Origin of the sequence: Mesorhizobium sp. M0968 (genome assembly GCF_040319065.1) — a bacterium.
Lineage (GTDB): Bacteria > Pseudomonadota > Alphaproteobacteria > Rhizobiales > Rhizobiaceae > Mesorhizobium.
Window position 1 is genome coordinate 1 of record NZ_JAMYNL010000011.1, and the last position, 18,088, is coordinate 18,088.

Consider the following 18,088-nt stretch of genomic DNA (forward strand, 5'->3'; position numbering starts at 1 on the left):
GCCAAGATCGGAAGGGCTAGTGCAGCGCTCGGCGAGATCAAGCTTGAGGGGGCGTGTTAAAACGTTCGAAACGAGGTCGCGATAGTGGAATGCCGAGAACACTCCTCCCTGATCACTGAGCAGTGCGTGCGCAGGCACCGGCAGCGCCAAGCCGGATGGAAGAAAGTTCGTCCCGACAGCGGCAAGGCGCACCAGCGACGAGGAGAGGTTCCTGTCAGCGTTCCAGTCAGCCCAGCCCAACGAGGGAACTTACATGGCGCGACGCGGCGTATCTGACGCCTCCGACGGGGCGTTCGGCGGCAATTCAGGCATTCATGATGCTCAAAATCTCGCGTGGAAGCTTGCCATGGTCATCCGTCGAGAAGCGGGCTCTGCCCTGCCTGACAGCTATGACACCGAGCGTCGGCCCCTTATTCACGGCACCCTCGCACAAGCACTCGCGCGGCTTCAGAAATGGTTCAAAGATCCGGCAAAAGCCTGCCGCCGCAGGTCGATCTGGTCGAGGGATTGCGAGGCCGTCAGGTAGCGCTGGCCCAACACAACGCCTTCCGCAGTCATCGTGAACACCGCAGCCGGGGCGTTGGCGCTGGCCTCGCTTGTTGCGCAGGTTTCGCCATCCACCCGCACCTGACACCCGTCCGTGCACCCGAAACTCAAAGGTCTCGCCCAGCCGTGCCCGTTCGGGCCGGAACCGTGGACGCGCGTTATGCCGATCTGACCTTGCCTTCCACGAGGCGGTCAGCGCGCGGCGTCTTTTGGCGAAAGGCGTCGCGAAGTTGATACTCGCAAAATCGTCTAAATCACGCTCGCGAACTGGTCGATGCAGCGACCAGAAGACGGCAGCTGCCGCCGTAGAAATGCGAGCAGTTTCAAATCGAAGGGTGGCCGATGGCGCTTGCTCCGCGGTGTCGACTCCATCAGGCTTTCAAGCGAGCGATCCTGGCGGTGTCTGCCTTCGAAACATCCGGCAATCTGGCGTTCACTTGACACCAAGGGCGTCCTTGAGTTCTGCCAATTTTTTCATGCAGCCTTGCTCGTCGCCAGCTTGGGACATCTTGTGAGCTTCCGCCATTAGCTGGCTAGGATGTTCGGCATTCTGGGCGTTACGGTTGCCAATCACTTGCTCCTGATGAGGTGTGGTTGGCTTCACATTTCCCGCCGTTGATCCGGTGATTTCAGGATTACCCCCCTGCTGCTTGCCGGCCATGACCTCCTCTTGGTGCTTCGTCGCCGGGATGCCTGATTTATTTGGGCTCGCGCCCGTTTCGGCGGTGATGACGTTCGGCTCAAGCACTTTCAACTCTTGGCCGCAGTCGGCAAAGCCCGGCGACCCGAAAGCAAGGACGAGCGCCGACGCGCTTACTATTCGTATAAACATGTGAACCTCCGATAGGCTTTTCCGTATGTCGAGGAAACGGCCACATATCCAAAGAGTTCCTGGCGGGGCCGGTCCATAACAAGGTAATGAGGATATATTCCATCGACCCTGATAGTGATCCCACAGGTGCTTTCGCATGTCGCCCTGAAGCCGCCCAGCACGGAGGTTAAACATACCGTTGGAAAATACCGCAACCATCTTTCATCTTGCCGCGTATGGTCCGATCATCTGCCGGTGCAAGTTTGAGGACATGCAATGAAGAAGGTCGCTGCTCTCCTGGTACTTTTCCTCGTTACCATGCTGCCCGCCGTGGCAGCCGCGCAGTCCTACGTGCCGGAGCTTGGGCCATCGCCGCCGCAGGATGCTATGCAGCTGTATCCCGGCGGTGTCGAGAAGGCGCTGGCCGCGCTGCCGGACATCGTCAAGAAAGTCAAGGAAGCATCCGACGTTCCCGGCTTCGCCGTGGCGGTGGTGCATGGCGGCAAAATGATCTTTGACGAGGGCTATGGCCTTCGCGACAACCGGGACGACACTTCTAAGGTCAGCAGCACCACCATTTTCCAGGTCGCCTCGGTGTCGAAGTCGATCTCGGCCACGGTGGCCGCGATCGCCATGACGAAGGACCACAGCTTCGACTGGGATACCCCGATCGGCAAGGTCTGGGACGGCTTTCGCCTCAATCTCGACTATGTCTCGGGCAACGCCACCATCGGCGATTTCTTCGCCCATCGCTCGGGCCTGCCGATGGCGGCGGGCGACGAACTCGAGGATCTCGGCTTCCAGCGCAAGCAGATCGTCGGGAGCCTGTGGATGGTGCCGCTCGATCCCTTCCGCATCTCCTATCACTACGCCAATTTCGGCACGACGATCGGCGCCGAGGCAGTGGCCCACGCCGAGAAACAGCCTTGGGAGCCGCTGGCCAAGAGCCTGTTGTTCGATCCGCTCGGCATGCGCTCGAGCAGCTATCGGCACGAGGACTTCATTGCGGCCGGCAAGAACCGCGCCCTGCTGCATGCGCGCGTGGCGGAGAATGTGTTCGAGCCGCTCTATGACCGCGACCCCGACCAGCAGGCGCCGGCGGGCGGCGTCTCCTCCAGCGCCCAGGATCTTGCCAAGTGGATGATCCTGCTGCTTGGCGACGGCATCTATAGCGGCCAGCCCATGATCGACCCCAAGATCCTGCAGCCCGCCATCACACCGCAGAGCGTGACCTACCGCGGCGAGACGCCCGATACGCGGGCCAGCTCCTATGGCTATGGCTTCAATGTGGGGGTGAACGCCAATGGGCGCACCACCATGGGCCATTCCGGCGCCTTCCTGCTCGGCGCCGGCACCACCTTCCAGATCTTGCCCTCGGCCGATGTCGGCATCGTCGTGCTCACCAACGGCTCCCCCGTCGGCGCCGCCGAGGCGGTCGCCGCCAGCTTTATGGACATCGTGCAATATGGCCAGGTCACCCGCGACTGGTATCCCTACATCAAGCCGCGGTTCATGGCCTACTACAAGCCGGTGGGCGATCTCGCCGGCAAGGACAAGCCGACGAACCCCGCCAAGGCGCGCAGTCCATCCTTCTACGAGGGCCAATATACGAGCAACTATTTCGACACCGCCACCGTGCGGGCCGATGGCGACAAGCTGATGCTCGAACTCGGCCCGAAGCCCATCCAGTTCACGCTCGAGCACTGGGACGGCGACACCTACGCCCTCACGCCCCGCGGAGAGAACGCGCCGACCGGCTCGCTGTCATCGGTGAAGTTCGTTGGTTCCCCCGGCGGCATTCGCGCGCGAGTGATGACGGTGGACTATCTCAATGAGAACGGGTTGGGGCATTTTCAGAGGTAGGGGCGGAGGCGTCGGGTGCTCCATACACCCTATGCCGTCGAAAAGGCGAACCGGCCGTCTGCAAGGTGATGCCTGAGATGGCGGATTTGTGACGGTTCGCTTCCGGGCGTGGAAATCAGGAAGCCGGCATTTGCTCGCGAGCTTCCGACAAGCTACGTCGGCTTTGGCCAGCCGCTGATCCGAAGCAGACCGACGGCTCGCGGTCGGTCGTTCCGTTGCTCCGGCTTGGTGGACGCTTCTGGCGCTACAGCCATCTTCGCCAAGCGATACGGATACGTGCTGCATCTTCACACCAACCCTACCCTGAAATCCTCCAGAACCTGAGCCAGCCCTCGCGCGCCGAGAAGGGTCACAACACGCTTCGTCTGAAGCTTCGGTACCGCGCGATCGTAAATGGCAAGATTGGTCGCCTCATTGAGGCGGGAGGAATAAATGATCCCGTCGGGCTCAGATGGATGCTCGTGAAACGCCAGTGACCACCGGCGTGCCAGATTCTGGCGCTGTGCGCGAACGACATCGGTCGGCACGCCCATTCGAACGGCATTGTCGCCTCTGAGATCGACCAGGTGCAGGTCCGCGTTGGTCGTGATCTGCGCATAGCGCCGTCGGGTCAGTTCCACCTCCTCTATTGGAAGATCGTCAAGGATTGCTTCGCGGCGGTCGCGGAGCACGGTCTCGAGGAAGCGCACCTTCAGGGAGTTGCCGAGGTAAAGAATGCCAAACCGATTGGCGTCAAGACGGCGTCGAGGATCGCTGAAGCGGCTCGGCGACTTCCAGTACCCCAATGGATCAGGATAGGTGCTCCAGTAGATCCGACCGAACGTCCGACCGCGCGGTATGGTCTCGATTTCGAGCTTTGCGCGCCCGAAATCGGCTGGAGGTGGAACGCCGGGCATTCAGTCGAAATCGCCCCTGGCCATGCCTTCCGCCGCGGCCAAAACCGAGGCGTCATCGCCTTGCTGAAGGGCTCGAAGGCCGGTCCGGCCATCGAGGGCGCCATGGCGCGACACCAGAAACCGGTAGACGGCCCAGGCACTGTTGCCCAACATGGCATGCAGCGCCTGCAATGCCCCGAACGGACGACCGTCCTTGTCGAGTTGCCAGACAGGAAAGCGGAAGCCGCGTTTGGCGCCATCGATGCCGAGCACCTGCCCACTCTGCCGCCTGGCGTTGACTGTCACGCGCGAGGTGCCAAGCAACTTGGCGAAGGCTTCAGCGCTCAGCATCTCCTCGCCGGCGACAATTTCGGCGACACGCTTGTGGCCACGCGCGCGCGCTTCGGCGAGAGCCGCCTCGAGTTCGGCATCGGGCATGCCTGTATCCTCGACGGGAAACACATCCGAAGCGATCGGTTGCTCTTCGACCGGCGTGATCGTCTGCGCATCGGCCGCCGGATCGACCTCTACCCGGAATGATACGCGGTGGCCGATCTTGCGGCTGCGTGCGATCGCTTCCTGATAGCGTTCGAGCAATACCTTCTTGAAGTCTGCCTGTGCCGGCAGCTTTGTGGTGAAGCTCAGGCCGGCGACTCCCGCATGCGATGCGGTCCCGCTATGATTGATGCGTTTTGGAGCGGCCATGATGAGAACCTCCTGCTGTCACCAATATGGTTACAGAACGAAAGTTCGTAAATTTAGATAATTCCGTAAAGTTCGTGTGGTCGTTTCAGCCAGCTACATCACACGACGCCCCATGCCCGAAACCTTCCCCCTCCCTATGATCTCGCGCTGCCCAAGCTCGCCGACCAGATTGAGCGCCCCTGTTTTTGTCACCTTTAGCCGCTCCTGGATCATGCCTCCCGAGACAAGTGGCCGCGACAGCACGAGTTCGACCACGTCGGACAGTTTGGAGCTGGCGCGGCGATCGCGGAGTTTCGCTCCATCTGGCTTTTCGCCATCACCAGCCGGTCGTGCTCCTTCAGCCCCACGAGTGCGGCGTCATGGATCGCATCGAGGGAGGCCAGCAACCGGTCACTGCGATTGTGTGCTCGCCGACGCTCGCGCGGAATGTTTTTTTGGCACCGAGATGCCGGCAGGCGAGATGGTTGGCGGCAAGACCTTCCTGCCGCAGCAGCGCACCCCGGGCGGCCAGCGCCAAAAAAACCGTCGCGGCTGAGCGCCCAGTCCGGTCGGTGACGTGGTTGCGATCCCGGCCGCGGTACGGAGGGGGGTCACCGACGACCGTATCAGCGATACACGCACTTCCTTAGCAGGCGGCCCAGCAGCTTGGGTTAGGGGGCCGCTGAGCCTGACCAGCGAGCCTTCGGGAATGCCCGACTGGCTGGTTAGTACATTAGATAAATATAATGTATTCGAACAATGTGAACGAAGTACTCGGCGGTAAGAAATTGACTGGCACGATTCACTTACCGCGCGCTTTTGCCTTGGGTTCTGGCGAGCTTTCGGACGGGTTTGCAGCCAATTTTGCAGATCGCCGATCTGTTACCCACAGGGACTTTTTCCTCGCCACCAAATCGTCACGATCGCCCTCAGGGGTCGCTCGGCTATGCATGGCAGCTATGGCGAAGTCGGCTCTGTTGGTTCGATAGTCTTCTTTTTGGACAGTCATCGTTTTCTCCCAGTTTCATAGCCCCTCTTTTGCCCTTGCGGGGAGATTAACTGCCTGTGCATTACGCGAGTCAATCGATGGAACGACCACTCCGCAGTCGCGAGGGCGGGAAGCAGGCCGACAATTTTAACGTTGGAGAGGCTTACAGAGTGCCGGCAACACAGCCGCCCTTTCGTCGGGCTGCGTTGATCGCGTCCATGTTGCCCTTCAGCTCGCCGATCTGGGCTTCACCTGCCTTGATGTCTGTGTTGTCCATCATAGCGATCGAGCACTGCCGCACCGCGACCCTTGGCGGTCACGTGGAGGCCTGCGAGGATGCGGCCAGTGGGTCCCAAGCCAGTCCGCACGATAACAGCGACGCATCGGGAAATTTGGCCAGGCCCTCAAGAATTGTGTCCGTCGCCTTCACCAGGCTCTCGGGCGTGAACTGCCCAAAAAAGAAATTGGATCGAAGCAGAAGTCGTACTCTCCAAGATCCGGTGTGTCCTTTTCCCAGACCTTCTTCTTCGATTTCGATGCCAAGGCTGGTACCGCTTGCCCCGCCTGAGCACGCGCCCGTCTTTGGACACCTTCGCCTTTGAATGGCTGTTATGGCGCGAGGCAGACAGCCGATTTGCACGCGATAGTAGATCGCCGCCCTCTGCGAGTGCCAGGCAGCATGTTCGTTCGAGGCGTGACGCCCAAAAGCGGACGGCCCGCGGTCAGGCCAGCCGCTTGAATGGCGTTTCGGCCCAAAGCACAGGCTCCGTTATGCGGTAGAATTGTCGCGTCGCGATCAAGGCTGACGGGCTGACATCAACCATCAGACCGATGATCGTCATATCACCATGCGCGAGCGCAGGCCCAAGCTGCTTCGGATTCCAGCCAATCGATGCGAGGCGGTCGAACCAGTACTCCTCGCACACGATTGTCAGATTGCTGATATGTCGCTGGATACAGAATTCCAAAATTCCGCAGTAGATCACGCCGGCTGCCTGGCAAGGTCGGCCGGGCTCACGAAGATCCCGCGCCACGAAGAACCTGGTCCATTCAAAGATATTGGGTCGGCGCGGAACGCCGCCCTCGGCGAGTTGCGGAAAGGTTTCGCTCATCAGATGGGGCCGAAGGCTCGGCACGAAACGGGATCCGGCAACGACGCCTCTTCCTGGCTGGATGCCGAGCAGATGAATCGCTTCTGGAGTATCGAACGCGTCGATCTCGCGACCGTCGGGGCGTCTCAGGTCCTGCCATCCACGTTCATCGACATAGATTTCATGCCGCAGGCGGAAGTAGCTGTCGAGATCCCCTCGATAGGCAAAGCTGTTTGACGCGTCGACGACATGGACCTGAATCATTGCGGTTCCTCGAGATGGAACCCCATCCGACCACGCGACGATTGCCCGGGAAATACCCAGATCTGGGGATGGATCAAAGTTCGATTTCGTGCCTGCGAAACGCCTCGACGATCGCGTGCACAACGTTGGCGGTACTGAGCTTCTGCTTGATGTTGCGCAGGTGGGTCGTCACAGTGTTTTCCGAGATGCCAAGTATTCGGGAAACCTCCCACGCGGTCTTTCCTCCCGCGACCCACTGCAGGATTTCACGCTCTCGTTGGGAAAGCTTCTGTCTCGGCCGCCTGCGCGAGTTATCAACGAGGCGTTCGGCAGCCGAATAGGCATGGCGCGCAAGGGCATGAATGGTGCAGCGCACCGTCGGCGCCAAATCAATTTCATTTCCGGCAACCGTTACACAGGCCGGATCGCCAAACGCGGGCTGGATCGGGATACAGATCCCGTCGCAAAGCCCAAACTCTTTCGCTTCATCCATCACCCTCCTGGCATTTCGGTCCGTCAAGCCATGATGGACGTCCCGCCAGAGGAAGGGCCCGATCGCACCACGGCACACAGCAACACAAGGGTCATGGCGATAGTGTCCGGCAGCCATATAGCGGTCGTACCATTCCTGCGGCCAACCGTTAACAAGGATGTGTCCATCCAGTGATCCGGTGTCCTGGCGTGGCAATTCGGTGACGAGACAGGCTGCGTAGCCGTGACATTCGATGCTCTTGCGCAGTTGCCGAATGATCTCGGGGGCGCTGGTTGCACGGTCAATCTGCGCGGTTGCTTCAAAGATTTGTATTAGCTGCTCCTGTAAGACGCCCCCGTGAACCGCCGCCATTGTAGGCCCTTTCAATGTACTGAGACAAAGAAAACAAAATAAATAACTTAGGTCCGACCGCAACGTCCGGCATGACTTTTGCCTACTATAGTAGGTGGCACTAAAGGGCGCGTTCTGACTGCCTCGCTGCATGAGGCTGAGGTCTGTTTTTGCTCGCAATCTGAGGTTGCTTCGCCAAGGCACCGGCTTGTCGCAGGAGCAGCTCGCGGACCTTGCCGGCCTCGACCGCAACTATGTCGGCAAGCTCGAGCGGGAGGAAAACTCACCGACCGTCGATACGCTGGAGGTACTGGCGTTGGCATTGCAAGTTGACGTGGAGCAGCTCATCCGTCGAAACGCGCCGTGATGCGCTGGTCAGCAGGCCGCCGAGAGCATCAGGATTTTCCCTTGCGCCGCTCACGCGGCGCCACAGCACAATCACCAGCTGGGGCTCGGGCGTTTTTGCCGGGCCGTTTCGTCAGCTCCTCAATGTCGACGCTCAAAGCGGTGGCAAGCTTTGCGAGCGACAGGAGTGTGGGATTGCGACGGCCGGCCTCGAGACCACTCAGATAGGCGCGCGTGAATCCTGAACGGAACGACAGTTCCTCTTGAGAGAGGGCCTGTGCGCGCCGAATCCTCTGTACGTTGAGGCCGACAACCAACCGTAGGTCCATGACGACATGGTCGTCGATGGGCACACTTTAGGACGACACACTATAATGAACATTCGTCATTGACAGGCGCGGCCATTGCTGCTTTTCTCATCATATTAAGGAACGCCATTCCGAAATAAGGAACGCCAGTGACAGGAAATCTTTCGTTGGAACGTGGGCTTGCGGTTCTCAATGTCCTCAAGGAAGCGGACGAAGCTGTCGGGGTGCGCGAACTCGCCCGCCGGCTTGAGCAGAGTGCTCCCGCCGTGCAGCGAATTCTGAACACCCTGGCAGAGCAGGGCTATGTCGAGCAGTCGCCAGACTCGCGACGTTACCGGCTGGGTCACTCCGTGCTGGCGCTGGCGCGGAAGGTCCTGGGCAGAGATCGCCTGGTTGGTTTGGCTGAAATCGAACTGCAGGCGCTGGCCTCCCAAGGGTGCTTCAACGCATTCCTCGGTATCAGGCGGGGCAGCTGCGGAATTTATCTTCTGACCGTGCAAAGCAAGAGTCCGGTCGTCATTCGTTCTTCACCTGGCGAGACCTTCCCCTTGCACTCCACCGCATTGGGCAAGGCGCTCCTGATGGAGCTGAGCGGCGAGGCGGTCATTGCGATTCTTGGACGAGGTCCACTGGAGCAGGTTGCCGTACGCACAGTCACCGATCCGCACAAGCTCGTTGGTCAAATCAGAGCGTCCGAGCCCATTGGTTACACAACATCCCTGGACGAGAACTTTACCGGGCTGATTGCGGTCGGCGCACCGCTTCGCGATGCATCAGGCACAATCATCGCGGCTATAAGTGCGGCCTACCCCCGGTCAGTGGGACCGCATGTGGAGATCGCTGAGATTGGGGAGGCAGTAATGGCGGCTGCGGCGCGCATTTCCGCCGGCCTCGGCTTTCTGGAAGCAAAACAGGCCCGGGATTCCCATCATGCTGCTTAACGAAGCGCGCCTGAAACAATGGATGACGGCAGCCGGGCTTGACGCAATTATAGCGACTGCCCCGGAAAACGTGACCTACATGAGCGGCTTCTGGGCTCTGCCGCAATGGATCCGTCGCGGCCCGCAGGCTTATGTGGTGTGGCCGGCTCCTGACAAGGGCACGCCTGAAATCATCGCCAGCTCCAGCACGCTCGACCTCGTAGCCGATCAGGAACTGTGGGTAAGCAAGGTCCGGCGCTACGGCGACTTTTACGCCGATGTCGGTTCCTCGACGACCGTGGACCTCGCCAATGAACGGCACCTCCAGCTTCGAGACCTGCCGAGGCATGGCAATGCCATCGCGGCTTTGGTCGCCGCATTGGAAGAAGCTCAGCTCGGCCGTGGGCGGATCGGCATAGACGAGGCCGGGCTCGCACCAGGATACCAGGAAGCCCTCAGAGCCCATTTTCCCAATGCGTCGTTCCTACCAGCCACCGCATTGCTTCGCGAGGTTCGTGCCGTAAAAACGGCAGATGAAATCGAACGGCTCGGCCAAGTTGCCCAGATTGCCGAACGCTCCATTCAAGCAGCACTCGGCGTTGCTCAGGAAGGCGCCACCGAAGCAGATCTGGCGCGCGCTTTTCATGTCAGGACGGTCGAGGAAGGCGCCCTGCCCGTACTGGGATGCATCGGCTTTGGCGAGCGCAGCGCGCTCATGAACGTCCAGCCGTCTGACCGCAGGTTGCGCGCTGGAGAAATCATCCGCTTCGACGTCGGTGGCCGGTTCCGGCACTACCGCGCCGACATTGCCCGCATCGCCACGCTGGGCGAGCCGCCGCCGCAGGCGCATCGACTTCAGCAAGCGCTGCTGCGCGGCGTTCAGCATGCCTGCGACATTATCCGTCCGGGCATGGCAGCAGCACAGCTCTTCGAGACGGTCGTGCGTGTGGTGAGGCGCGAAGGAATTGCCCGCTACGAGCGCGATCACGTCGGACATGGCATCGGCCTTGATGGTTATGATGCGCCGACGCTCTCGGCGCGCAGTACAGACATCCTTGAAGAAGGAATGGTGCTGTGCGTGGAGACCCCCTACTACGAAATCGGCCGCTGGGGACTCCAGGTGGAGGACATGGTGGTTGTTCGCGAGCGCGGAGTGGAGCGGCTGACGCAGACGCACGATGCAATCACGCGGGTGCCGTTATGAGCCGCGCGGCAGGGTTTTCCTGTATTCGATGCGGCGCCTTGTTCCGGATCGATACCAAAATCGACTCACGCGGCTGCCCGAAATGCTGTGCCGAAGCACCGGCCAATCTTAAGGTCGTCTACGATCCGTCCGGAGCTACATCGGCCGCTTCCGCAGTGGGTGCCGCCCTGCCCTCGCTCTGGCGCTATGCCGACATGCTTCCTTGTGGACTCAGCGATGCAATCTCCTTGGGCGAGGGCCTGACGCCGTTGCTGAGCGCCGAGAAGCTGGGAAAGCAGCTCGGCGTCCCCAAGCTGCTTATCAAGGACGAGGGCGCAAACCCTACCTGGTCCCACAAGGACCGCTTCTCGACGGTGGCGGTGTCGATGGCACGTTTGAGTGGCGCACGCGTGGTGGCGACTGCTTCGTCGGGGAACGCCGGGGCCTCACTTGCCGCCTATGCTGCACGGGCGGGCCTGAAATGCGTCGTTGTCACATTCTCAGGCACCGCCGGCGCAATGTTGGCGCAGATCCGCAAATACGGCGCAAGCGTCGTATCCCTGGCCGACAAGTCCCATCGATGGCCATTGCTTGCCGCTGGTACCGAGCGCCTCGGATGGTTTGCAACATCACCGTTTCACAGCCCCGTGGTGGGCAGTCATCCTGTCGGGATCGAGGGCTACAAGACCCTGGCTTACGAAATCGTCGAACAAATGCACGGTGCAGTGCCGGACTGGTGCGCCTTGCCTGTTTGCTACGGGGACGCGCTTGCCGGGCTGTGGGCCGGATTCAAGGATCTTCTCAGCCAAGGCAAGATCGAGCGGTTGCCGAGACTCGTGGCGGCGGAAGTGCATGGATCTTTGGCCAGAGCCCTTGCCGGCAAGGGAGATCTGGTTGCCGAAGTCCCCGCAAGCTTCGACACGCTTGCCATCTCGATCGGCACCACACGAAGCACGTTTCAGGCGCTCAACGCCCTGCGTGAATCTGGCGGCACGGCAATGCCGGTCGGCAATATCGGCTTGATAGCGATGCAGCAGCAGCTTGCGGCCACCGAGGGTGTTTTTGCCGAGCTAGCCTCGGTGACGCCATTTGCAGCTATCGAATCCTTGAGGCGAGAAGGCACCATCGCGCGGTCGGACAGCGTCGTTGCCATCGTGACAGCGAGCGGCCTCAAGGATTTGGATCGTTCGACCGGTCCGAACAAAGCACAACCATCGTTTCAGTCAGTTGCCGAAGCGTGGGAATACGTTGCCGAGGGCCGTGACTATTTTACGCCCTCACTTGAACGGCGCGCGACCAAGATGTCCTGAAGAGAAGATAGAGGCGATCATGAACGGATGCGATTTTTTCTGATCGATTGATGATCTCGTCCACCATTGGACGGTATTGCGACTTTTCTAAAAGCTATCCAGGAGAGGCAAATTCAACTCGCTTAGCGAGCGGAATCTCGATTCAAACATGATGTAAGGGGAATGTTCATGCTTCGGAAAACGCTCATCGGCTGGCTCGCAGCCCTCAGTGTCGCAATGGCAACTCAGACGATGGCTGAGGAAACGCTCAGAGTCGGCGTCACGCCAACCGGAGTGCCGTTCACGTTTGTCGACACCGCAACCCAAAAGCCGACAGGCGCGATGGTCGATCTGGCAAGTGCGATTGCCGCGAGCCTTGGCACGACCGCCGATTTTCAAATAAACGCTTTTCCAGCCCTGATCCCGGCACTAACGACCGACAAAATCAATCTGATTTCCGCCAGCATGTTCATAACGGACAAACGAAAGCAGGTAATCGATTTCAGCACGCCGGTTTACGCCTATGGCGAGGCGATGTTTGTTGCTGCCGGCGATAGCAAAAACTACACGATCGAGGAACTCAGAGGTGCGACCGTCGGGGCGCAGATCGGCTCGACCTACGCTGATGCTCTGGAAGCGCTTGGCGTCTTCGGTCAAGTCAAGCTCTACGACTCAATCGCTGACATGATGCGCGATGTGGTTCTGGGCCGCATCAAGGCCGGTTTCGGTGACGCCCCGATCGTCGCATATCAGCTTTCAAAGAATCCCGGCCTGGGTGTTCGCCTCGTCGACGGTTATCAGCCGATGAAAAAAGGCGAGGTCGCGTTGGCAGTTGCCAAGGAAAATCCACTGCTTCTCGAAAAGGTGAATGCCTCCATCGCCAAGCTGAAGGAAAGCGGCGAATTAAGCCGAATATTTGCCAAATATGGCCTTTGAGGCCGACCCGCACGGACCTCGACAGAAGCGCCGGCTGGCAGGACCAAAGGATCGCATCGGAATGACCGGCTTTGACGGCCGGGGTACGTGCCAAGAGGAAGCCGGCCATGACCAAATTCATCGCGCATGCAACGGAATATCTGCCGCTTCTTCTTAACGGCGTTTGGCTGACCGTCATGATAACCCTTCTTGCGCTGTGTCTTGCGACGGCGCTCGGCCTTGTTTGGGCGCTGTTCAGGACATCGGGGATACGCTGTCTCGCCGTGCCGACGCGGCTCCTTGTCGACTTCGTGCGCGGCATACCATTGTTGGTGGTTCTCTTTTATATCTACTTCGTCGCGCCCGAGATCGGCATCAACCTGACTGCGCTCCAGGCTGGCACGATCGGGCTGGGGCTGGCGCACTCCTGCTATCTCGGGGAAACCTTCCGGGCTGGCATCGAGGCGGTCGATAAGGGTCAGGTCGAAGCGGCAAAATCGATCGGCATGAAGCGTCCGTTGATGATGCGCCGCGTCGTGCTGCCGCAGGCATTCAAGATCATCCTGCCGCCTTACGCCAACAATATGGTCATGCTGCTGAAGGACTCCTCGCTTGTCTCGGTGATTTCGGTTCAGGAGTTGACCATGCAGGGCAAGATGCTTGCGTCGTCCACATTCGACAACATGACAGTTTTTACCTTGGTGGCACTGCTTTACCTGTGCCTGACGGTTCCGCTGAACCTGTTTATGCGTAGAATCGAAAGCTATCTTGGGGCGGCGGGATGATCACCTTTGAAAACGTGCACAAGTCCTTCGGCTCCCACGAAGTCCTCAAGGGAATCAACGCCGAGATCGCCAAAGGACAGGTCGTATGTCTGATTGGGCCCTCGGGTTCCGGCAAATCGACGCTTCTGCGATGTGTGAACGGGCTTGAGACCTATCAGCGCGGTCGCATCAGTATCGACGGCACCGTGGTCGATGCCGCCTCGCCCCAGGTTCACGCCATCTGCACCCGCGTTTCCATGGTTTTCCAACGTTTCAACCTGTTTCCGCACCGCACAGCCCTGGAAAATGTCATGGAAGGGCCGCTCTACGTGCTGAAGGAAAATAGGAACCAGGTCCGGGAGCGGGCCACGGCATTGCTCAATCGCGTCGGGTTGGCCGAGAAGACGAATGCCTATCCCGCGTCATTGTCGGGGGGTCAACAGCAGCGCGTGGCCATCGCCCGTGCCCTGGCGATGCGCCCACAGGCCATTCTTTTCGACGAGCCCACCTCCGCACTTGACCCGGAAACGGTCGGCGAGGTCCTGCAGGTCATGCGCGCGCTCGCATACGAGAACATGACCATGCTCGTGGTTACGCACGAAATTCAGTTCGCCCGCGAGGTTTCCGACAGCGTCCTCTTTCTCGACGGCGGCCGGATCGTTGAGCAAGGGCCGGCCAAGGAACTGCTTCGAAATCCGAGACACGAACGCACTAAGGACTTTCTTCATCGGGTTATGCACCCCGTCTGAGTGTTGGCCAGCGCTGCCTTGTCGCGTCAAGGCTCCGAATTCAGACCTGTCGCTCCGCAGGGGACGGGCCCTCAAACTCTGCGAGAACGCCGCTTAAAGTTCTGCGGTTCCAAGGGAATCTCGTCCATGCCGTCTCTTCGGCCGGATGAATTTGCGTGAGAACAGTTGGTTCAAGAGGAATTGAAATTGGCCAATCCTTCAAACCGGCGAGCCAGTCGGGGTTGTAGACTGTATCTGAATGACGATGCCCTTCATCTGGCATTATCACGACGGTGGAGGCTTCCGGATTGTGCCTGGCGAACCAGGCGCCGACCAAGGCTGCGGCGCCGCTGGTCGGCCCCATGAACAGCCCGTGATCGCGAAACAGCCCATGCGCCATTGCGTAGGCCGGCAATGCGCCCACCCAATGAATATCGTCGATCATCTCATGACGAACATTTTCCGGCAAAACACTGTTGCCCAGCCCGCGCAACATGCGACGTCCGACAGGCTGGCCAAAGAGCATGCTTCTGTGGGTATCGACTGCAATCATCCTGAGATCAGGAAAGAGCTCACGAAGGAAGCCTCCGGTTCCACAAAGCGATCCCCCAGTGCCCACGCAGCCGACGAGGCAATCGATACGGCCGAATGATCGAACAACGAGGTCGGCCAGGCGCGCGTATGCCAGGCGGTTTTCCGGACTGTCGTATTGCCGAGGCCAATACGTGCCCGGGCTATCTTGCAGCGTCTGCTGAAGATACTGGAGCCGACCGTGCTGATTGCCGTCTCCTTGAGGATCGTCGATGGCCATGACTTTGGCACCAAGCTGTTCCAGTCGTCGCCTGAGTTTCAGGTCGATGAGGCTGGAGGCCGTGACGAGCGTAAGCCCATAGCCACGGGCGGCAGCCAGCATGGCGATGGCCAGGCCGAACGTGCCCGACGTCGTTTCGATGATGTGACCTTCCCGCCTGAGGCGCCCTGACGCTTCCGCCTGATCGACCATGAATCGGGCGGGCATCAGCTTCATAAGGGAAAAGCAGGCGGCGTTGAGGTTAGGTGCGAGTTGGGCAAAACGCGGCGTCTCGTAGGCGCGTAAATAGTCTTGCGCCGCGCTCACTGGATTAGCCTCGTTTCGGCATTAAGGGCAAACGTATGGACGCCTTGGAGACCTGTGCCGCTCACCTGCCTTGCGAGCTCAGCAGCGCGCATGGCCGCCCTGGGCGCAGTCGCATCCAGAAGGATGCCAATCAACGTGCCACTGTGGGCCACCTGCACACCGCACGCGTCATGCGCCCGCGCTATATCCAAAACGGTGTTGAAGGATGCCTTCGGCAGGTGCTTCTGACTGATACTGGCGCTGATGGTTGCGACACGTCCAAGCAAGCGGGGATCTTGTTGCCGGATTGAGCGATACGCCAATCCGCGCAGAACACGGAACAGCCCGATTTCCTCACTATCATAGCGTGCTCGTCGCATGCCTAGCGTGTCGATGGGCCGGGCATTGCCGTCCCTGAAACCCACCACGAGAAAGGGCGGGAACTCGCCTCCGAAATGTTCGATTGTACGGCCTTCCCGGTGAGCGAAGAGGAGAGCTTGATCGCAGTAAGCGATGGCGTCGCTTGCGCTTTCCGCGGCAACGGCCAGTCGCGCAACAGTTGACTGGCGCAGCGTGACGCGCGCCGAAGCCGCGACCGCGCGGATCGAGGCAATGACGTCTGCCGTGGAGGAACCGTAGCCGTGCCCTACCGGGATAGAGCTTTCGATCGTCAATTCTCCCCCTCTTCCAGCTACCCCGACATGCTCGAGCGTGAGGGCCGCCGCGCGCGCCGCTTTGATCCGGTTTGCGGGTCGCGGCCGAATGCCATCTTGTTCATCCGGCCAGAAGGTCGCTAGCGACCCTTGCGACGTCAGCGGAAGCGTGACGAGTCCGCGACAAAGCCGTCCCTTGTCCGCTTCAAAGACGCCTTGGAGGAATTCCCCGTAGTGGGCGTGTGCCCGACCGATTCCTACCACCAGAGGCCATGCGACAGTCTCGTTTTTGATGTTGCTCGAATGTGTCTGCTGGCCGGATCTCGGTGTGCTTGTCTGTGTCACCGCATCATCTCCTCAGCATGGCACTGGGCGATGATGCGTGCGACTGACCCGTGCTGTCACTCGCCAAATCTTGGTAGTGCCATTGGCAAGCACATCATGCAAAGATACGGACAAGATTCCCCCACCAATTGGAGCCTCCAATACTGGAGTAGACACAGCAGCACTCGTTTCGGGAACGGTTGGCCTTGCGGCCAACCATTCCGAAACGAGTGCGGCCATGCACGGTGTTTTCAGTATTTCTCTTGTAAGGAGGGTTGGATTGCTCAGCCTGAGTCAATACTGAGATCTGGCGATAGCCCAGAGCGGCCTCACCCAGGCGTCGGCGCTTTTAGCTCCTTGCCTCTGCGCGTCTTGCCCGCTAGGCTGCGGGTGTCCTTGCAAAACTGGAACTATACTCCATAATTGCAAGGATGATTGAACGTCGCATCAGCACTGAACTGACCGAGATGCTGGACAGCATGCCCGCTGTGGCGACCTTGCCCAGATCTGCCAGAATAGCGTCCATCGGCGTGCTGGCGAGCTCGGGCCAAAGCGGCACGAGTTGATTGCATTCACATAAGCGGCGTGATGACGGTCGTGATGGATCATCGATCGCCACTGCAGACCATACCCTACTCCAGACCCTACTCCAGTTGTACCGGAAATAGCGTCGGTAGACATTGGGCGGCCCGGACGTGTTAGCGCACATCCGGGCCTAATTTCACCACCTAGCGGTGGGCGTCGTGATCACTTGGCGGATTTTGGGAAGTCCTTTCCTCTCAGGCGCAAATGGCTGAGCTTTTTGGTGTTTCGCTGAAGACAATTAGCGAACACCTCCAGAACCTCTTCAAGTCGGGCGAGTTGTCCGAAGAAACAGTTCTCCGGAAATCCCGGATAACTGCGGCAGACGGGAAGGCCTATCTAACGAGCCTCTATGATCTCAATGCCATCATTGCGGTGGGCTACAAGGTCAACAGCAAGAAGGCGGCGGAGTTCCGAAAGTGGTCGGCCACCGTTCTCAAGGGTTACATTCAGGACGGTTACGCGCTTAACGGAAAGCGGCTGAATAGCGATCCGAGGGCGCTTCTGAAGTTGGCCGAGAGGTCCGGGCCATCCGGACTTCCGAAACGAACCTTTACACCCAGGTTCGCGAGACATTCGCGGAGTGCTCTATAGACTACGATCAGGACGATCCGGCGGCGCGGACTTTCTTCGCAACCAGCCAGGACAGTTTTCATTTCGCGGCTTCTGAGCAGACAGCTGTCCAAATTATCATGTCAAGAGCCGACGCGACCAAGCCAAAACATGGGCCTGACAGCCCTAGGCAACCGCAAGCCGACAGCTGCGGATGTGACGATTGCTAAGAACTATTGTTCCCCGGATGAACTCCGCAAGATGGAACTCATAGGAGAGGCTTGGCTGCTCTATGCCGAAGGCATGGCGATCCAAGGCAAGCAGGTATCGATGCTGCGGCTTCTGGAAAGCTGAAGGAACTCGTCGCACAGTACGAATTTCCAGTCTTTCCTGGTTACAAAAGTGGCGGTCCACGTCGGCCAGACGCAGACAAGTTCGCGAAGACGCAACTTGAATTGTTCAAGAAAACCGGCATCCGGTTGCCGCGTCCAACCGCATAACCTGT

At 59.6% G+C, this 18,088-nt stretch carries 23 protein-coding genes; 12 read left to right on the top strand and 11 right to left on the bottom strand.

The window, feature by feature from the left end:
• The coding region (locus NKH67_RS19645) for a hypothetical protein (protein ID WP_353031636.1) at positions 1 to 240 on the bottom strand (240 nt) is incomplete at its 3' end.
• Between the two features lie 13 nt (positions 241 to 253).
• On the opposite strand from NKH67_RS19645, the gene NKH67_RS19650 reads away from it, so the two are divergent.
• A complete protein-coding gene (locus NKH67_RS19650; protein ID WP_353031638.1) occupies positions 254 to 526 on the top strand; it encodes an FAD-dependent monooxygenase in 273 nt (90 codons plus the stop codon).
• Positions 527 to 979: 453 nt separating this feature from the next.
• On the opposite strand, the gene NKH67_RS19655 is transcribed toward NKH67_RS19650, so the two are convergent.
• Positions 980 to 1,378: a hypothetical protein gene (locus tag NKH67_RS19655; protein WP_353031640.1), complete on the bottom strand. Its 399-nt coding sequence runs from the start codon at positions 1,376 to 1,378 to the stop codon at positions 980 to 982.
• Between the two features lie 255 nt (positions 1,379 to 1,633).
• Here NKH67_RS19655 and NKH67_RS19660 point away from each other — a divergent pair, with 255 nt between their 5' ends.
• Positions 1,634 to 3,220 carry a serine hydrolase gene (locus NKH67_RS19660; RefSeq protein ID WP_353031642.1) on the top strand — a complete coding sequence of 529 codons (1,587 nt, stop codon included), beginning with the start codon at positions 1,634 to 1,636 and terminating at the stop codon, positions 3,218 to 3,220.
• A gap of 287 nt (positions 3,221 to 3,507) precedes the next feature.
• Here NKH67_RS19660 and NKH67_RS19665 read toward each other — a convergent pair whose 3' ends face one another.
• The 6 genes from NKH67_RS19665 to NKH67_RS19690 form a co-directional block, all read right to left on the bottom strand.
• On the bottom strand, positions 3,508 to 4,116 hold the full coding sequence (locus tag NKH67_RS19665) for an RES family NAD+ phosphorylase (RefSeq protein WP_353031644.1): 609 nt from the start codon (positions 4,114 to 4,116) through the stop codon (positions 3,508 to 3,510).
• A complete protein-coding gene (locus tag NKH67_RS19670) occupies positions 4,117 to 4,800 on the bottom strand; it encodes an XRE family transcriptional regulator (RefSeq protein ID WP_353031646.1) in 684 nt (227 codons plus the stop codon).
• Positions 4,801 to 4,893: 93 nt separating this feature from the next.
• Positions 4,894 to 5,013 carry a helix-turn-helix domain-containing protein gene (locus NKH67_RS19675; RefSeq protein WP_352980791.1) on the bottom strand — a complete coding sequence of 40 codons (120 nt, stop codon included), beginning with the start codon at positions 5,011 to 5,013 and terminating at the stop codon, positions 4,894 to 4,896.
• Positions 5,010 to 5,255: a DUF1612 domain-containing protein gene (locus NKH67_RS19680; protein ID WP_353031737.1), complete on the bottom strand. Its 246-nt coding sequence runs from the start codon at positions 5,253 to 5,255 to the stop codon at positions 5,010 to 5,012. Before NKH67_RS19680 ends, NKH67_RS19675 begins: the two co-directional genes overlap by 4 nt.
• 1,234 nt (positions 5,256 to 6,489) lie before the next feature.
• The gene (locus NKH67_RS19685) at positions 6,490 to 7,122 is read right to left on the bottom strand and encodes an acyl-homoserine-lactone synthase (RefSeq protein WP_352503485.1); all 633 of its coding nucleotides are present in this window, start codon (positions 7,120 to 7,122) and stop codon (positions 6,490 to 6,492) included.
• 73 nt (positions 7,123 to 7,195) lie between these two features.
• A complete protein-coding gene (locus NKH67_RS19690; protein WP_352542324.1) occupies positions 7,196 to 7,945 on the bottom strand; it encodes an autoinducer binding domain-containing protein in 750 nt (249 codons plus the stop codon).
• 130 nt (positions 7,946 to 8,075) lie between these two features.
• Between NKH67_RS19690 and NKH67_RS19695 the strand changes: the two genes are divergently transcribed.
• On the top strand, positions 8,076 to 8,291 hold the full coding sequence (locus NKH67_RS19695; protein ID WP_292654544.1) for a helix-turn-helix domain-containing protein: 216 nt from the start codon (positions 8,076 to 8,078) through the stop codon (positions 8,289 to 8,291).
• Positions 8,292 to 8,319: 28 nt separating this feature from the next.
• On the opposite strand, the gene NKH67_RS19700 is transcribed toward NKH67_RS19695, so the two are convergent.
• Entirely contained in the window at positions 8,320 to 8,598 is a 279-nt protein-coding gene (locus NKH67_RS19700) for a helix-turn-helix domain-containing protein (protein WP_352515859.1), read from the bottom strand.
• Positions 8,599 to 8,726: 128 nt separating this feature from the next.
• On the opposite strand from NKH67_RS19700, the gene NKH67_RS19705 reads away from it, so the two are divergent.
• The 6 genes from NKH67_RS19705 to NKH67_RS19730 all read left to right on the top strand — a co-directional run bounded on the left by NKH67_RS19705 (position 8,727) and on the right by NKH67_RS19730 (position 14,397).
• Positions 8,727 to 9,518: an IclR family transcriptional regulator gene (locus NKH67_RS19705; protein WP_353031648.1), complete on the top strand. Its 792-nt coding sequence runs from the start codon at positions 8,727 to 8,729 to the stop codon at positions 9,516 to 9,518.
• Positions 9,508 to 10,701: a M24 family metallopeptidase gene (locus NKH67_RS19710; RefSeq protein ID WP_352503482.1), complete on the top strand. Its 1,194-nt coding sequence runs from the start codon at positions 9,508 to 9,510 to the stop codon at positions 10,699 to 10,701. Before NKH67_RS19705 ends, NKH67_RS19710 begins: the two co-directional genes overlap by 11 nt.
• Positions 10,698 to 11,990 carry a threonine synthase gene (locus NKH67_RS19715; protein ID WP_353031650.1) on the top strand — a complete coding sequence of 431 codons (1,293 nt, stop codon included), beginning with the start codon at positions 10,698 to 10,700 and terminating at the stop codon, positions 11,988 to 11,990. Before NKH67_RS19710 ends, NKH67_RS19715 begins: the two co-directional genes overlap by 4 nt.
• 168 nt (positions 11,991 to 12,158) lie before the next feature.
• The gene (locus NKH67_RS19720) at positions 12,159 to 12,905 is read left to right on the top strand and encodes a substrate-binding periplasmic protein (protein ID WP_352472981.1); all 747 of its coding nucleotides are present in this window, start codon (positions 12,159 to 12,161) and stop codon (positions 12,903 to 12,905) included.
• A gap of 107 nt (positions 12,906 to 13,012) precedes the next feature.
• The gene (locus NKH67_RS19725) at positions 13,013 to 13,669 is read left to right on the top strand and encodes an amino acid ABC transporter permease (RefSeq protein WP_352542328.1); all 657 of its coding nucleotides are present in this window, start codon (positions 13,013 to 13,015) and stop codon (positions 13,667 to 13,669) included.
• Positions 13,666 to 14,397 carry an amino acid ABC transporter ATP-binding protein gene (locus NKH67_RS19730; RefSeq protein WP_353031652.1) on the top strand — a complete coding sequence of 244 codons (732 nt, stop codon included), beginning with the start codon at positions 13,666 to 13,668 and terminating at the stop codon, positions 14,395 to 14,397. Before NKH67_RS19725 ends, NKH67_RS19730 begins: the two co-directional genes overlap by 4 nt.
• 40 nt (positions 14,398 to 14,437) lie before the next feature.
• On the opposite strand, the gene NKH67_RS19735 is transcribed toward NKH67_RS19730, so the two are convergent.
• Together NKH67_RS19735 and NKH67_RS19740 are read right to left on the bottom strand one after the other, a co-directional pair.
• Positions 14,438 to 15,493, bottom strand: a complete 1,056-nt coding sequence (locus NKH67_RS19735; protein WP_353031654.1) for a cysteine synthase family protein — start codon at positions 15,491 to 15,493, stop codon at positions 14,438 to 14,440.
• Positions 15,490 to 16,470 carry a GHMP family kinase ATP-binding protein gene (locus tag NKH67_RS19740; RefSeq protein ID WP_353031656.1) on the bottom strand — a complete coding sequence of 327 codons (981 nt, stop codon included), beginning with the start codon at positions 16,468 to 16,470 and terminating at the stop codon, positions 15,490 to 15,492. The genes NKH67_RS19735 and NKH67_RS19740 overlap by 4 nt, the downstream gene beginning before the upstream one ends.
• Before the next feature lie 768 nt (positions 16,471 to 17,238).
• On the opposite strand from NKH67_RS19740, the gene rhuM (NKH67_RS19745) reads away from it, so the two are divergent.
• Genes rhuM (NKH67_RS19745) through rhuM (NKH67_RS19755) form a run of 3 tightly spaced genes read left to right on the top strand, consistent with a single transcriptional unit; the run spans position 17,239 to position 17,937 of the window.
• Entirely contained in the window at positions 17,239 to 17,625 is a 387-nt protein-coding gene (rhuM, locus tag NKH67_RS19745; RefSeq protein ID WP_353031658.1) for a RhuM family protein, read from the top strand.
• The gene (gene rhuM, locus NKH67_RS19750; protein WP_353031739.1) at positions 17,562 to 17,813 is read left to right on the top strand and encodes a RhuM family protein; all 252 of its coding nucleotides are present in this window, start codon (positions 17,562 to 17,564) and stop codon (positions 17,811 to 17,813) included. The genes rhuM (NKH67_RS19745) and rhuM (NKH67_RS19750) overlap by 64 nt, the downstream gene beginning before the upstream one ends.
• Complete coding sequence (rhuM, locus tag NKH67_RS19755) at positions 17,755 to 17,937, top strand: RhuM family protein (protein ID WP_353031660.1); 183 nt, start codon at positions 17,755 to 17,757, stop codon at positions 17,935 to 17,937. Before rhuM (NKH67_RS19750) ends, rhuM (NKH67_RS19755) begins: the two co-directional genes overlap by 59 nt.
• Positions 17,938 to 18,088 lie beyond the last annotated feature (151 nt).

What these genes read in the sequence shown, in the direction of transcription:
- NKH67_RS19675 (WP_352980791.1), bottom strand. Translation starts at nt 5,013, where the DNA reads ATGATCCAGGAGCGGCTAAAGGTGACAAAAACAGGGGCGCTCAATCTG.
- NKH67_RS19710 (WP_352503482.1), top strand. Translation starts at nt 9,508, where the DNA reads ATGCTGCTTAACGAAGCGCGCCTGAAACAATGGATGACGGCAGCCGGG.
- rhuM (WP_353031658.1), top strand. Translation starts at nt 17,239, where the DNA reads ATGGCTGAGCTTTTTGGTGTTTCGCTGAAGACAATTAGCGAACACCTC.
- NKH67_RS19660 (WP_353031642.1), top strand. Translation starts at nt 1,634, where the DNA reads ATGAAGAAGGTCGCTGCTCTCCTGGTACTTTTCCTCGTTACCATGCTG.
- NKH67_RS19690 (WP_352542324.1), bottom strand. Translation starts at nt 7,945, where the DNA reads ATGGCGGCGGTTCACGGGGGCGTCTTACAGGAGCAGCTAATACAAATC.
- NKH67_RS19730 (WP_353031652.1), top strand. Translation starts at nt 13,666, where the DNA reads ATGATCACCTTTGAAAACGTGCACAAGTCCTTCGGCTCCCACGAAGTC.
- NKH67_RS19720 (WP_352472981.1), top strand. Translation starts at nt 12,159, where the DNA reads ATGCTTCGGAAAACGCTCATCGGCTGGCTCGCAGCCCTCAGTGTCGCA.
- NKH67_RS19700 (WP_352515859.1), bottom strand. Translation starts at nt 8,598, where the DNA reads ATGGACCTACGGTTGGTTGTCGGCCTCAACGTACAGAGGATTCGGCGC.
- NKH67_RS19715 (WP_353031650.1), top strand. Translation starts at nt 10,698, where the DNA reads ATGAGCCGCGCGGCAGGGTTTTCCTGTATTCGATGCGGCGCCTTGTTC.
- NKH67_RS19685 (WP_352503485.1), bottom strand. Translation starts at nt 7,122, where the DNA reads ATGATTCAGGTCCATGTCGTCGACGCGTCAAACAGCTTTGCCTATCGA.
- NKH67_RS19650 (WP_353031638.1), top strand. Translation starts at nt 254, where the DNA reads ATGGCGCGACGCGGCGTATCTGACGCCTCCGACGGGGCGTTCGGCGGC.
- NKH67_RS19655 (WP_353031640.1), bottom strand. Translation starts at nt 1,378, where the DNA reads ATGTTTATACGAATAGTAAGCGCGTCGGCGCTCGTCCTTGCTTTCGGG.
- NKH67_RS19670 (WP_353031646.1), bottom strand. Translation starts at nt 4,800, where the DNA reads ATGGCCGCTCCAAAACGCATCAATCATAGCGGGACCGCATCGCATGCG.
- NKH67_RS19665 (WP_353031644.1), bottom strand. Translation starts at nt 4,116, where the DNA reads ATGCCCGGCGTTCCACCTCCAGCCGATTTCGGGCGCGCAAAGCTCGAA.
- NKH67_RS19725 (WP_352542328.1), top strand. Translation starts at nt 13,013, where the DNA reads ATGACCAAATTCATCGCGCATGCAACGGAATATCTGCCGCTTCTTCTT.
- NKH67_RS19695 (WP_292654544.1), top strand. Translation starts at nt 8,076, where the DNA reads ATGAGGCTGAGGTCTGTTTTTGCTCGCAATCTGAGGTTGCTTCGCCAA.
- rhuM (WP_353031660.1), top strand. Translation starts at nt 17,755, where the DNA reads ATGGGCCTGACAGCCCTAGGCAACCGCAAGCCGACAGCTGCGGATGTG.